A 14,115-nucleotide genomic window follows, 5' to 3' on the forward strand; every position below is an offset into this window, starting at 1 on the left:
GAACGGTCCAATACCTGTCCCCTATCCACCGATAGCCTGAAACTATTGGACCCCGATTGTGGCGGAGCTTAGAGTTGAACGATGCAGCAGCCACAGCTTGACCTGCGCGTCCTGCAGTACTTCGTCGCCGTTGCGGAAGAGCTGCATTTCGGGCGAGCCGCTGCCCGGCTTCACATCGCCCAGCCATCCCTCAGTGTCCAAATACGGAAGCTTGAACACTCTCTGGGCACTCCCCTGCTGATCCGGAGCAGCCGCAGTGTCTCCCTGACCAGCGCAGGGGATGTCCTGCTGGGTGAAGCTAAGCGCCTTTTGTCCGCCGCCGAGCGCGCTGTGTCGCTGACCCGTGAGGTCGCCAGCGGCGTGCGGGGCACCCTGATAGTCGGCTTTCAGGCCAACGCGGCTGCTGAACTGACGCCGCGGATCCTCGCCGCGTTCAAGAACAACCACCCGGAAATCCACGTCCAGATGCGGTCCTTCGATTTCGCCGACCCCACCGCGGGTCTTGCCGACGGAAGCGCTGACGTGGCATTTGTGCGGCCGCCCCTGCCGGCGGCTGACTGGCTCGCCATGGAGACACTGTTCATTGAGCCGCGGGTCCTCGTCGTTGCCAGCAGTTCCCGCTTTGCCGGACTGTCCGAGGTGTCCGTGGAACAGGTCGTTGATGAGCCCTTCGTCGCCCGCAAAGCTCCGGATAAATGGCGGGATTTCTGGCTCGCGACCCAGGCCCGCGGCGGCCAGCCGGTCCGCCTGGGCACCCAGGTAGCCACCGTCGACGAATGCTTCGAAGCCATCATGGGCGAGCGGGGCATTGCTTTCACCCAGGCTTCAACACAGCGTTTCTATGACCGTCCGGGGCTGTCTTTCATCCCGGTCAGAGACGTCCCGCCCTCTCCGCTGTCGATTGCATGGCGCACTGACGTCAATGACGAGCTGGCACGCGAGTTCGTGGAGACCGCCCGGACCCTGGCCTCCTTCGGAGGCGTTCCGAACCTCGTCGACTCCCGTCGGGGCGCCTCGCTATCCTCTTCGCTCCAGTCCAATTAGCGCCACTGACGATCTCAGTGCAGCCAGGAAATGCCGCCGATATCGTCTCTGGGTACTGGTTGACCGCCAATGTATCGGCTGAGGGCCGCCCGCCGTCGTCCGCTGTCCTTGAGCTACTTCGTGAGTGCCCCCTCCAACCAGGACCTCAGCACCGGCGCGGGAGCTGCGCCGGCCTGCCTCGCGACGATCTTGCCGTCGACGATGACCATCAACGTTGGCACTGCCTGAATGGCGAATCTGGCGGAGAGCTGCGGCGAGTGGTCCACATCGACCTTCACAAGTTTGATCTGCCCCGCGCGTTCGTGTGCCAACTGGTCCAGCACGGGGCTCACCATCCGGCAGGGTCCGCACCACACCGCCCAGAAGTCCACGAGTGCCGGAACGCCGGACCCTTCGGCGATCTCGCCGAAGTCGTCGTCGCCCGCTTCAACCACCCAGGGAAGCTCCCGGTGGCAACTCCCGCAGCGCGGCCGGCCGTCGGCGACAGCCGGAACGCGGTTGGATTTGCCGCAATGGGGACATTTGATGATGGCCTTGTTCATGCCGTTCCAGCCTCTTCCAGCTCCATCGTGCTGTAGTCAACCACTAGTTCCCCTCCGGATGCTGTCACCGTGACCACTCCGCCTTCCGCGATGCTGCCACGCAGCAGGGCCCGGCCCACCTGCGTTTCCACCACATGGGAAATATAGCGGCGCAGGGGGCGGGCTCCGTAGACCGGATCGAAGCCGCGTTCGGCTATCAGAAGGCGCGCCTCCTCGGTCAGGTGCAGCTCTATTTGCTGCTCGGCCAGCCGCTGCCGCAGCTGCTGGAACTGCAGATCAACGATGCGCTCGATTTGCGGCAGCCCCAGAGGTGCGAACAGGACCGTATCGTCCACGCGGTTGAGGAACTCGGGGCGGAAATGCGCCCGGAGCTCGCCCATCACCATGCCTCGCGCCTCCTCGGTGATCGCCCCGGCTTCGGTCGAACCCTCCAGATACTGGGAGCCGATATTGGAGGTCATGATGATGACGGTATTGCGGAAATCCACGGTCCGGCCCTGCGAGTCCGTAATCCGTCCGTCGTCGAGCACCTGCAGCAAGGTGTTGAAAATGTCCGGATGGGCCTTTTCCACCTCATCGAACAGCACCACCGAGTACGTCTTCCGGCGTACCGCTTCAGTGAGCTGTCCTCCTTCGTCGTAACCGATGTAGCCAGGAGGCGCCCCCAGCAGGCGGCTCACGGTGTGGCGCTCCTGGTACTCGCTCATGTCCAGCCGGATCATTGCGTTCTCGCTGTCGAAGAGAGCCGCGGCCAGAGCCTTTGCAAGCTCGGTCTTCCCTACGCCGGTCGGGCCGAGGAAGATGAAGGAGCCGATGGGCCGGCGCGGATCCCGGATACCGGAGCGGGCGCGGATGATGGCGTCCGACACAGCGCTAATCGCTTCTTCCTGCCCCACGACGCGGGCGCGCAGGATTTCGTCCAGGTGCAGGACTTTCTCACGTTCGCCCTGCTTCAGCCGTGCGACCGGTATACCTGTCCAGGCCGCGACGATGTCGGCGATCTCATCGTCCGTCACCACCTCGCGGAGCAGGCGTTTTTCACCCTGTTTCGCGGTCAGCCGTTCTTCCTCGGCGGCCAGCCGCCGTTCGAGGTCGGCAAGCCTGCCGTAGCGTAGCTCCGCCGCCCGATTGAGGTCGTAGTTCCGCTCGGCTTCCTCAGCCTCCTGCCGCACCCGCTCCAGTTCACTGCGGATTTCCTGCAGTTTGTGGATCGCCTGGCGCTCGGCTTCCCATTGGGCCCTCTTCGCGTCGGCCTCGGCGCGCAGGTCTGCCAATTCCCGCCTCAGCTCCTCGAGCCGGGTCTTGCTGGCCGGATCGGTCTCCTTGGAGAGTGCCGCCTCCTCGATTTCGAGCCGCGTGACTTTCCGCGTGAGCTCATCCAGTTCCGCCGGCATCGAATCAATTTCCGTCCGCAGCCGGGCGCACGCCTCATCCACGAGGTCAATGGCCTTGTCGGGAAGGAACCGGTCAGTGATGTACCGGTGGGAAAGGGTGGCCGCAGCCACCAGAGCACTATCCTGGATCCGTACGCCGTGGAAGACCTCAAGCCGCTCCCGCAGGCCGCGAAGAATGGAAATGGCGTCCTCGACGTCGGGTTCCTCAACCAGGACCGGCTGGAAGCGGCGTTCCAAAGCTGCATCCGACTCAATGTGTTTGCGGTATTCGTCGAGGGTGGTGGCGCCGATCATGTGCAGCTCCCCGCGGGCCAGCATTGGCTTCAGCATGTTCCCGGCGTCCATCGACCCCTCGGACGCACCTGCCCCGACGACGGTGTGCAGCTCGTCTACGAAGAGCAGGATCCTGCCTTCGGCCGCCAGCACCTCGGCCAGCACCGCTTTCAGCCGCTCCTCGAACTCGCCGCGGTATTTGGCACCGGCCACGAGCGAGCTCATGTCGAGCGAGAAGATGGTCTTGTTCTTCAGCCCTTCGGGCACATCCTGCCGGACGATCCGCTGGGCCAGTCCCTCGACGATGGCGGTTTTGCCGACTCCAGGCTCGCCGATCAGCACCGGATTGTTTTTGGTCTTGCGTGAAAGTATCTGGACAACCCGCCGGATTTCCGAGTCGCGGCCGATGACCGGATCCAGCTTTCCAGTGCGGGCGTCCGCCACCAGGTCGCGGCCGTACTTCTCCAGCGCCTCGTAAGTCTGCTCCGGTGTTGCCGAGGTGACGCGCTGATTTCCGCGCACCTGGGTCAGGACCGACAGGAATGCTTCACGGGTGACCCGGTGATCAGCCAGCACCCTTCCGGCCGCGGTGGACCGTCCTTCCTCTGCCAAGGCCACCAGCAGGTGCTCCACCGAGACATACTCGTCCTTGAGCCGCTTGGCTTCACGTTCGGCGGCGTCCAAGAGTGCGCCCAGCCTGCGGCTCACATACACCTGGCCCGGTGCCGCTCCCGGGCCCGTGACTTTTGGTTTGCGCCTCAGCTCGGCTTCGACGGCACCCCTCAGCTCATCCACATCCACCTGCATGCCCACGAGCAGGCGCGGGACAAGGCCATCTTCCTGCTCCAGCAGGGCCAGGAGAAGGTGTTCGCCGTCGGTTTCAGTGTGCCCATTGCGTTGGGCTATCCGTTGAGCCTCTGCCAACGCCTCCTGCGATTTTTGCGTCAAGCTCTCCATGTTCATCGTGAAGCAGCCCCTTCCACCTGCGTGATTTCAACCAGTCGTCGTTCAAGCGAGTCAACCCGCACCAGCAGATCGAGTACCAACGGGATTGCCGCGTAATTCAGCGACAGCTCCGAATGGAGCCTCATGACGCGCGCTATGAGTTCCGGGGCCCGCGGACTGAACCAGGGCCCGCCCGGCGCATCGCCCAGCGGCCGGATCAGATCCAGAGCTACGAACCGCATGACGACGTCGGGGTGGACGCCGCTGCTCCGGGCCACCGCCTCGAGATTCAGGCGCCACGGGTAGGCGAGCGGATATTCTCGGCTCATAGAAGCCCCTCCCTCGGGTGAAAGTCGGACACAGCGGCAAGCTCCTCGTATAGCTTGCGCACCTGACTGCTCAGCCGCGGGGGCACCATGACCCGAATTTCCGCGTAGAGGTTCCCCGCTTGGCCCTTCGGGTCGGGCAGGCCCTGACCGCGAAGCCGAAGTCTGCGTCCGCTGGAAGACCCCTCGGGCACGGTGATGGTGACCGGGCCCGCCGGCGCGTTGACCTTGATCTTGGCCCCGAGAGCGGCTTCGGACGGCGTGACGGGAAGGTCGAAGTGAATGTCCCGGCCCTTGAGCCGGTATCGGGGGTCCGGCTGGATGCGTACGGTCAGGAACAGATCCCCCGACGGACCACCGTCGCGGCCCCCGGCGCCCTCCCCCGCGAGGCGGATGCGCTGGCCGTCCAGCACACCGGCGGGCACGTCGACGTCATAGTTCCGGGTCTCGCCACCCGGCTGGGCAAGGCGGACGGTACGCCGGCCGCCACGGATCGCCTCTTCGAGGGTCAGCCGAAGCTCGGCTTCGTGGTCCGCCCCCTGGGCCGGGCCTGCTCCCTGCTGTCGGAACCAGCCACCGAGCAGGTCCTCCCAATCGACGTCGCCACCCCTGTTAACGCCGACGTCGCCGTACACTCCGCGCCCCGGCCGCGGACCTGGCCGGGGGCCGCCGGACCCCCACCGGGGAGCGCCCCCAGCCGCACCGGCACCGCTGCTGGCGTACTGCCGGAAATCGGCGCCGAAGCGGTCATAGCGCGCCTTCGTTTCGGCATCCGAAAGAGTGCTGTAGGCCTCGCCGATTTCCTTGAACCGGTCAGCGGCATCCGGATCGCGGCTGACGTCCGGATGATGTTTTCGCGCCAGCTTGCGGTAGGCACGCTGGATCTCGTCGGCGTCCGCCGTCCGGGGGACGCCGAGCACGGAATATGGGTCCTTAGCCACGGTCAGCGTTCACCGCCCTGCTCACAACGACGGCGGCTGGCCTGAGGATGGTGTCCGTTCCGCCGTAGCCCGGGCGCAGAACGGTCAGCACAGTCCCGGGCGGAGCCTCGTCCGTTTCCGACACACTGACCACCTCATGAATCCGCGGGTCGAAGGGGACGTTTTCGGCGTCGATCCGCGGGTAGCCAAGGCGGGCCAGGGTATCGATGGCCTGGGATCGGATAGCGGCTATGCCGTCGGCGAGCGGATCCCCCGCAGACGGGGCGTGAGCCAAGGCCAGTTCCAGGTTGTCCAGGACGGGTAGCCATGCCAAAGAGACCGCTGCGCGTTCCTGTGCCCTTAGCTGGGCACCGTCCCGGGCGGCGCGCTTCCGGATGTTATCCGCGTCAGCCAGCGCACGGCGCCACAGATCCTCCATTTTGGCCAGCGCTTCCGCTTGGGCCGCCGCTTCAGTTTGCCTTTCATCGGATGGGGCGGCCTCTTCCTCGTCACTTCCCGGATGGGCCTGTCCAGCCGGCTGTGCCGGGTCGCTCATGGCCGTTCCTAGCCCCGATCGAATTCTGCATCGACGATGTCATCCTCATCTGCGACCTGGGACGCTCCGGGCGCAGAAGCGGATCCCTGGGCCGCCCCTGCGGTGGCCGCGGAGGCAGCCGAGGCACTCAGCGCCGACTGCAACTGCTGAAGCTCGGAAATCAGTTCCCTCGCGGCGCCGACGTCCGCCTGGTTGCTGACGGCGTCGCGCGCCTGGCCAACCAGCAGTTCCGCCCGGGCCTTATCATGCACCGGGACTGAGCTGCCTAGCTCATTGACGGCCCGCTCAACGCGGTAGGCCACCGCATCGAGTTCGTTGAGGGCGTCAATCCGCTCCCGGTTCTGCACGTCCTCGCTTCTGTGGGACTCCGCCTCGGCAATCATGCGCTCGACTTCCTTGGCGTCGAGGTTGGAGCCTTCGCTGATGGTGATGCCCTGTTCCTTACCCGTGTCCTTGTCGCGGGCGGTGACGTTCAGGATGCCGTTTGCGTCCACGTCGAACGTGACCTCGACCTGCGGCTCCCCGCGGGGCGCCGGGCGGATATCGCTCAGCTGGAACCGACCCAGCACCCGATTGTCCGCCGCCAGTTCCCGCTCCCCCTGCAAGACCACCACGTCAACGGCGGGCTGGTTGTCGTCGGCGGTGGAGAACACTTCGCTGCGCCGTGCGGGGATGGTCGTATTGCGCTCGATAATCTTTGTCATCACGCCGCCGCGGGTTTCCACCCCCAGGGAAAGCGGCACAACGTCCAGCAGCAGGACGTCCGAGACCTCTCCCTTGAGTACACCGGCCTGGATCGCCGCACCGATAGCCACGACTTCGTCCGGATTGACGCTCATGTTGGGATCTTTGCCGCCGGTCAGACGCCGAACGACGTTCTGTACCGCGGGAATGCGGGTGGAACCGCCGACCAAAATCACTTCATCGATGTCGTTGGCGGTGACCTTGGCGTCCGTCATCGCCTGCTTGACCGGATCCATGGTGCGTTCCACCAGGTCGTGGGTGATGTCTTCAAAAACGGAGCGCCGAACGGTGGTGGTCAGATGCTTGGGTCCCGTGGCGTCGGCAGTGATAAAAGGAAGGTTGACCTGTGTCTGGGTCACAGAACTCAGCTCGACCTTCGCTTTCTCGGCCGCCTCGAACAGTCGTTGCAACGCCTGGGGGTCGGACCGGAGGTCGATGCCGGCCTCCTTCTGGAAGTCGTCGGCCAAGTAATCGACAAGCCGGCGGTCAAAATCGTCTCCGCCAAGGTGCGTGTCACCCGCCGTGGAGCGGACCTCCACAACCCCGTCCCCCACGTCCAACAGGCTCACATCAAAAGTTCCGCCGCCAAGGTCGAAAACCAACACCGTCTCATGCTGGCGTTTGTCTATGCCGTAGGCCAGGGCTGCCGCAGTTGGTTCGTTGATGATGCGCAGGACTTCCAGCCCGGCAATCTTGCCCGCGTCCTTGGTCGCGGTGCGCTGTGCGTCGTTAAAGTACGCGGGCACCGTTATGACGGCCTCCGTCACCTTTTCGCCCAGTTGCTTCGCGGCGTCGTCCACCAGCTTGCGGAGAACGAGCGCACTCACCTCTTCGGGCGCGACTTTTTTGCCCTGAACGTGAAAACGCGCCACGCCGTTGTCGTCCGCTACGACGTCGAAACTCACAGCCTTGGCCTCATCCGTGATCTCGTCGTAGTGCCGGCCGATAAACCGCTTGGCCGACGTAATGGTCCCCTTGGGGTTGAGAATCGCCTGCCGGCGGGCCAGTTGCCCCACGAGCCGTTCCCCGGTGTCCGTGTACGCCACAACGGACGGAGTGGTCCGGGCTCCTTCCGCGTTGGGTATGACGCGGGCTTCCCCGCCTTCCCAGACGGCGATCACCGAGTTGGTTGTTCCGAGATCAATTCCTACTGCTTTGGCCATGACTCACTCCGGTCCTAGAGGGCGCGACCGACCCTGTGGCGACGTCCGCCCGAGATTGCACCTCATGACGCACGCCCGTGCTGCTGGGGCCACGAGGCCCATGGGCGTTGTCATGGGGCCTTTATGGGGTTGAGTCTTCCCCCTTGAGGGGGCGACGGCATGACCCTCGAGGGTCAAATATGCGCCAGGGAGTTGACCTGCCAGGACAAGGGTCCACGGGTGCAATTGCGGTACACAAGGCACGACGACGACGGGAGGGTCCCGCCGCCGTCGTCGCTTCCCTGCTCGACGCGGATTTCCGGATGCAGCACTTGACAGGCCAATCAGGCGGGTCTAGTACTGTGCTTTAACCCTTGCACCCAATCACCCCGCCCCATGATGGTGCCCATGGCGCCGGTCAATGCCGACGCAACACTTACTGTCGCCTGTCGCAACGAGGCCGGCTCCATGGCCGGACCGCCATAGGAGCCAACATGATTGCCGGAATTCCTGATCCGCATCTCGCGCAGATTCGTCCGGTGCGGGTACGCACGCCGCAGGGCTGCGAGGAGTGTCTGATTTTGGGCACTCCGTGGGTTCATTTGCGTTTGTGTCTCTCCTGCGGCCATGTCGGGTGTTGTGATTCCTCACCCATGCGGCACGCCCGAGCCCACGCCACCGAGTTGCATCCCATCGTTCGTTCCTTGGAGCCCGGCGAGGACTGGCGCTGGTGCTATCCCCACGAGGCATTCGTCTAGGTATCGGCGGGCGCAGGCAGCTGATGGAACCTTTCGCAGACTCGACGCTGATCGAAACCCCGGATGTCTCCGGCGCCTATCCACGGCTCGGCCAAGCCCAGATCGAATTGTTGGGCCGTGCCGGCACCAGCCGGGCTATCTCCGCCGGAGAAGTCATCATCCAAGAGGGCAACTTCAACAGTGACTTCTTTGTCATACTGCACGGCACGGTACTGGTCGTGGAGGGGCTGCATGACGCCGGTAGCAGACAGCCTGCTGAGCTGGGCCCCGGCACGCGGATCCTCGAAGTTCACGGTCCGGGACGGTTCCTCGGGGAATTGGGGCTGGTCGAGGGGCAGCCAGCCTTCGTCAGCACTGTGTCGGCCGAGGCGTGTGAAGTGCTCCAGATCAGCGGGGAGGATCTGCGCCGTGCGGTTCTGACGGACGCGGCGGTGGGCGAGACCATCCTGCGGGCATATCTTCAGCGCCGGATCCTGCTGATCAGCGCGGGCGTGGGCATCCGCATCGTTGGATCCCGCTTCAGCCGCGACACCCTTCGCCTCCTGGACTTTTCAGCCGCCAACCGCCTCCCCCACCGGCTGGTAGATCTGGAGGATGACGAGCAGGCGCAGGCCATCCTGGACCGGACCGGGATCCTCGAAAGTGACCTGCCCGCAGTGGTGCTCAACGCGTCGCAGGTCCTCAGAAACCCCTCCAACGCAGACCTGGCCCTCGCCATGGGCCTGCGGGCAGTGAAAGAGCATTCAGCTACGTACGATCTCATGGTCATCGGGGCCGGTCCCGCCGGCCTGGCGGCCGCCGTCTACGCAGCGTCCGACGGGTTGTCGGTCGTCCTCAAGGAAGGCTTCGGGTTAGGCGGACAAGCCGGCACGTCGCCGCGGATCGAGAACTTTCTCGGCTTCCCTGCCGGAATCTCCGGCGGGGAACTGACTGAAAGAGCGATCCTTCAGGCCCGCAAGTTCAGCGTCCAGATCAACGTCGCCTGCCCGGCACGCACTATCGAGTTGAGGGACGGCGAGTTCCGGGCCGAGTTCAACGGGAGCGGCCCTGCCTCCTCACGGGCCGCGCTGCTGGCAACCGGGGTTCGCTACCGCCGGCTGCCAGTCCCTGGGCTGGAGGAATTCGAAGGAATCAGTGTCTTCTACGCCGCCACTGTCCATGAAGCCAGGCTCTGCGGATTGCAGCCTGTGACCGTCGTCGGCGGTGGAAACTCCGCGGGGCAGGCCGCGCTTTTCCTGGCTGGCACGGGAGCACCAGTGCGCCTGGTGGTGCGCGGGGCGGACCTCGGCGCGGACATGTCGAGGTACCTCGCGGAACGGATCAGAGAGCACCCGGGCATAGAGGTACTTTTGGAGGCCAACATCGTGGGCGTAGACGGCTCCGGCGCCCTCGAACGGATCGTCGTCGATCTGCGAGCCACAGGCGAACAGCGCATCTTCGACTCCCGATACCTCTTTATTTTCATCGGTGCCAAGCCGCACACAGAATGGCTGCAGGGTACTCTCGCCCTGGATGACCACGGCTTTGTTCTCACCGGGGCCGATCTTGAGGACCTTCCTCCCGGATTCAGCCATCTGGGGCGGAGACGGCTGCCGCTGGAAACCAGCGTCCCCGGAATGTTCGCGGCCGGCGATGTTCGGCATGGCTCGGTGAAGCGCGTAACGGCTGCCGCCGGTGAAGGCTCAACGGCCGTGGCAATGATCCACGAGCACCTGCGCCTCCTCCGGGACGGACCGGTGCGCGTTGGAGTGAGGGACACTGAAAGTCCAGCCGGAGGATCCCCCAGGCTGTGACGGACGACGCCGGCACCAATTTCGCGATTTTCAGTCAAGTCGCCGCGGCCAATAAGTTGTGCCTCTTTGATGCACGATCGAACGCAAATCGGGCAGGGGGCCAAGAAAGCCTATGTCTGGGACTACTAACTGCCTCGCGTGTCTCACGTGCCTCCGGCCAGAGATACGGAGCCTTAACAATGGCGACATACGGGCGTAGTTTTGTGTGGTGTTGGCATGCCGATTCCAGACAACTACGGCGTTGGATAGCCTGCGTCGAGGTTCATTTTCATGGCGGCATACCGTAGGGCCCGAAAATGGTCGATTTTAAACTCCGTGATCGGGGCAAGCTGCTTGAGCCGAATCTCGATCACAGAAGGCAACGGATTACGGTCTGCCCAGGCTTGTATCCCCTCTAAGATCCCCTTTGGTGTGGACAGAGACGATGATCAATATGTTCGATCGACGTGTGGCAGAGGAAATCCTCAACACGGCCGCGCAGGCGGTGTCGGATATGTCGTTCTGTGAGGTCAAGGACCGTTACCTTGCGGTGAATGGCCAGTTGAACCCCGTGCCCGAACGCGCCGCGGAGACATCGGGAACGACTCACGCCAGGGGCTCCCCCCGGGAACTCCCGAATGACGCAACCGGTCAGCTGCTCCGCCGTGACGACATGGACCAGCGTCTCCTGTCCCTCTCGGAGACGGTACTTGAGCTTGAAGAACACGCCAGGATCCGGGAAGCCCTGGACCAGGGCGCGGCTCCCGACCTCGGGGACAGCGAATCCCGGGAGGGACTCCTGGCGGAGGTCCTTTCACAACTGACGGGGCGGCCCATCTGTATTGAGGACGCGTTCGGGCATATCAGCGCGGCGGCGGGGATCGGGTCCAAACGCCCCTACCCCAGGCTTAGCGCGGCGGCCAGGTCGCGGACTGCGCAGCTCTGGCTCGCCTCCGGCTCACCAGTCCGCGAACCGCGAAGACTCGTTGCCCTTGCCCTGTCGCACGGCGAGGTGTTGGGGGCCATTTGCATGCTGACAACCGACAGGCCGGTCACAGCCGGCAACGTCTTCGCTTTGAAGTACGCAACGCGGCTCTTGGAGGTCGAGTTGTCGCACCGCCGCAGCCTGGCCCTGCTGGAGCTGAGGCTGGGCCGCGACCTCGTGGACGAACTCGTGTCCGGAACGGATGGCGCAACCGCAGGCGTTCGTACGGAGGCACTGGGATATGACATCAGTGGCCTGCAGCACGTCATCGTGGCGCAGTGGCAGCCGCCACGAACTGACGATACTGTCGTGGTCGCACTGCGCAGGACGTTCCGGGAACTCCGTTCATCTGCGCTCGTTTCTCGGCGCGCGGACATGGCTGTTGCCGTGGTACGTGGAGATCCGTTGGGTGCCGAGGTCTTTTCCGTTGTCGCCAAGACCCTGCGAAGTGCCACAGGGGCCGTGGGCATCGGCGGTCCAAGCCTGGATGTCGCCCAGATTCCGCGCTCCTTCTCGGAAGCCCTGCACGCGCTGCACATCAGGGCCGGTTCAATCGATCGCTACGGTGTCACCCGCTTTGATCAACTCGGGATCTACCGCATCTTGGACCCAGCTGGGGGCAAACCGGATCTGGCCGGCTATATCGACGAGTGGCTCGGTACCCTTCAACGCGCCGACGACAGCCGGGGGTCTGACCTGGTGCAGACCCTGGCCCAGTACCTGGACCACGGCGGCAACTATGACAGTACAGCCCAGAGTCTGACCATCCATCGCAGCACTCTGCGTTACCGCTTGAAGTCCATCCGGCAGATCACCGGCTTCGACCTTGCCGATCCCGAGACCCGACTAAACCTGCACGTCGCAACGCGCGCATGGCGCCTTCGTCCGCACGGCGCCCCTTTTCACGTCCCATAGCCAGGCCTCAACCGGCCGAATAGCCGCGGTCAGCGCGGCGCCGGTTGACCCGCCGGATTGGGATGTGGGCATCTCCCGGACAAGGCGGGGCACTGCGGCATCCATGGCGGGCAGAGGAACTCTCAGCTGAGGCCGCGGCCGGTAGACCCCGACCGAGCGAGCACGGGAAGCCGGCTGCACCCCGAACCGCGGCGGACCGGAGCACACCCGACGGAGTCAGGCATCGGGAACCTGTGACCAGGTCTACGGTGACATCCAGTTCGCTGGTCAGAGACACTGAACCATAGGAGGCCGGGCGTGCCGGACAGTTCGGGCGACGTAAGCCGCATCAGTGCCCGTACCCTGGGCGTGCTCGCCGAACCGGAGGTCACGGCCGAGTTTGCCGAGCGCAACGGCCGCGAAGTCGTCCATCTGCTCAACCTTGCCGATGAGCGCCACGACTGGTCCGTGGTGATCGAGTACCAGGATTTTACGGCTGGCAATGGGTTGGCGCCGATGCTGGACTCCATGGCGAAGCACCGGATCCGCCGCGCATGGGATGTCATGGTCTGCCTGACCGATCTTCCGATTCGGTTCGAGGGCCGGACTGTGGTCGCGGAAGTAGCGCTCGGGGAGCCGATCGCCCTGGTTTCCTTGCCCGCGCTCGGTGCCGTCAACATCGACCGCCGGGTCCGCACTGCCGTCGCCGACCTCGGCTGGGCGATGCACCGCCACTTCGATCCCGAGGATGACGCCGGGGAATTCGGTCCGCCCTCCCTGCACCAATCGCGGCACATCGAGACTGCTGTTCTTGTCGACGGGCCGATTGGGTTCCGCTACGTCTCAGCAACCCGCCTCGGCCGCGGACGGTTGCTGGCGGGCATGCTGCGGGCGAACCGTCCGTGGCGGCTGGCCCTCGGATTGAGAAGCGCAATGGCCGCCGCGATCGCCACAGGAGCCTTCGCGCTTGTCACGAACACAATCTGGCAACTCGCAGACCTGCTGGGGGCGCCGAGACTGACGTTGCTGACGGTTCTTTCGATCAGTTCGATGGTGTTCTGGATCATCACCCAACACGATCTGTGGGAAAGCCCCCGGCGCGACGATCGCCTCGAACGATACAAGGCTTCCTTGTATAACACGTCTACAGTGTGGTCGTTGATGATCGGCGTCGTGATCAGCTACATCTTGCTGTTCGTGGCCGTGCTGCTGGCCGCGGCGTTCACTATCGACGGTTCCTTATTGGAGCAGACCCTGCAACATCCGGTGAATGTTTGGGACTTTGTGGAAGTCGCCTGGATGACGACATCGGCGGCGCTCATCGGTGGTGCGTTGGGCTCCGGATTCGAGTCAAAGGACGACATTCTTCGGGCGGCGTACGGCCAACGGGAACGCCATCGTCGCCAGTCGGTCGACGAAGACGAGTAATGCGGCATTGCCCGAGGCGGCCCAGCCTATCCTTGTTTCGTTTCTGCCACCGTCGCCTTCACGGCGGTGCCCGTCCGGCTGAAGCTCGACGTCGGGTAGTTGGCCGGTTGTTGCATGCGGAGGGATGCCAGGAGGTCCGTGAAATTGTGACCGGTCGGCCGAATAACTCGGCAACGATGTCCCTTCACGCAACGCGCCGCCAATATCGATACAGAAAACGAAACCCGACATCATTCCGGGCTCGACAATACCTCCGCTCTCGCGCGTAGATCGAACGGAACCAAAAGGCTCGCGAAACCGTAGGGACAGAGCCCGCCACCCGATTCCGTGGCATCAAGGTCTGAGCCCGATCTGACGCGAAAGACGCCAGGGGGCACCGCGGGACCGCGTAA

The 14,115-nt window shown here is 64.3% G+C and carries 11 protein-coding genes; 5 read left to right on the plus strand and 6 right to left on the minus strand.

What is annotated here, in order from left to right; genetic code table 11:
- The first annotated feature begins 81 nt into the window (after positions 1–81).
- Positions 82–1,044 (plus strand): LysR family transcriptional regulator, encoded by a 963-nt coding sequence (locus C560_RS0101725; RefSeq protein ID WP_026536896.1) that lies wholly within the window; start codon positions 82–84, stop codon positions 1,042–1,044.
- A 113-nt stretch (positions 1,045–1,157) separates the two neighbouring features.
- On the opposite strand, the gene trxA is transcribed toward C560_RS0101725, so the two are convergent.
- Genes trxA through dnaK form a run of 6 tightly spaced genes read right to left on the minus strand, consistent with a single transcriptional unit; the run spans position 1,158 to position 7,907 of the window.
- Positions 1,158–1,586 (minus strand): thioredoxin, encoded by a 429-nt coding sequence (trxA, locus tag C560_RS0101730; protein ID WP_026536897.1) that lies wholly within the window; start codon positions 1,584–1,586, stop codon positions 1,158–1,160.
- The gene (clpB, locus tag C560_RS0101735) at positions 1,583–4,216 is read right to left on the minus strand and encodes an ATP-dependent chaperone ClpB (protein WP_026536898.1); all 2,634 of its coding nucleotides are present in this window, start codon (positions 4,214–4,216) and stop codon (positions 1,583–1,585) included. Before clpB ends, trxA begins: the two co-directional genes overlap by 4 nt.
- On the minus strand, positions 4,213–4,527 hold the full coding sequence (locus C560_RS0101740; protein ID WP_026536899.1) for a chaperone modulator CbpM: 315 nt from the start codon (positions 4,525–4,527) through the stop codon (positions 4,213–4,215). The genes clpB and C560_RS0101740 overlap by 4 nt, the downstream gene beginning before the upstream one ends.
- A complete protein-coding gene (locus tag C560_RS0101745; RefSeq protein ID WP_026536900.1) occupies positions 4,524–5,465 on the minus strand; it encodes a DnaJ C-terminal domain-containing protein in 942 nt (313 codons plus the stop codon). Before C560_RS0101745 ends, C560_RS0101740 begins: the two co-directional genes overlap by 4 nt.
- Positions 5,458–6,000, minus strand: a complete 543-nt coding sequence (locus C560_RS0101750; RefSeq protein ID WP_026536901.1) for a nucleotide exchange factor GrpE — start codon at positions 5,998–6,000, stop codon at positions 5,458–5,460. The genes C560_RS0101745 and C560_RS0101750 overlap by 8 nt, the downstream gene beginning before the upstream one ends.
- 8 nt (positions 6,001–6,008) lie before the next feature.
- Positions 6,009–7,907, minus strand: a complete 1,899-nt coding sequence (gene dnaK, locus C560_RS0101755) for a molecular chaperone DnaK (RefSeq protein ID WP_026536902.1) — start codon at positions 7,905–7,907, stop codon at positions 6,009–6,011.
- 473 nt (positions 7,908–8,380) lie between these two features.
- Here dnaK and C560_RS22850 point away from each other — a divergent pair, with 473 nt between their 5' ends.
- The 4 genes from C560_RS22850 to C560_RS0101770 all read left to right on the plus strand — a co-directional run bounded on the left by C560_RS22850 (position 8,381) and on the right by C560_RS0101770 (position 13,723).
- Entirely contained in the window at positions 8,381–8,644 is a 264-nt protein-coding gene (locus tag C560_RS22850) for a UBP-type zinc finger domain-containing protein (RefSeq protein WP_081801585.1), read from the plus strand.
- 23 nt (positions 8,645–8,667) lie between these two features.
- Positions 8,668–10,437 carry an FAD-dependent oxidoreductase gene (locus C560_RS21010; protein ID WP_051532947.1) on the plus strand — a complete coding sequence of 590 codons (1,770 nt, stop codon included), beginning with the start codon at positions 8,668–8,670 and terminating at the stop codon, positions 10,435–10,437.
- A 433-nt stretch (positions 10,438–10,870) separates the two neighbouring features.
- A complete protein-coding gene (locus C560_RS0101765) occupies positions 10,871–12,316 on the plus strand; it encodes a PucR family transcriptional regulator (protein WP_026536903.1) in 1,446 nt (481 codons plus the stop codon).
- 297 nt (positions 12,317–12,613) lie between these two features.
- A complete protein-coding gene (locus tag C560_RS0101770; RefSeq protein WP_026536904.1) occupies positions 12,614–13,723 on the plus strand; it encodes a hypothetical protein in 1,110 nt (369 codons plus the stop codon).
- Positions 13,724–14,115: the final 392 nt, after the last annotated feature.

It is taken from the genome of Arthrobacter sp. 9MFCol3.1, assembly GCF_000620385.1.
In the GTDB taxonomy this organism is placed as follows: domain Bacteria; phylum Actinomycetota; class Actinomycetes; order Actinomycetales; family Micrococcaceae; genus Arthrobacter.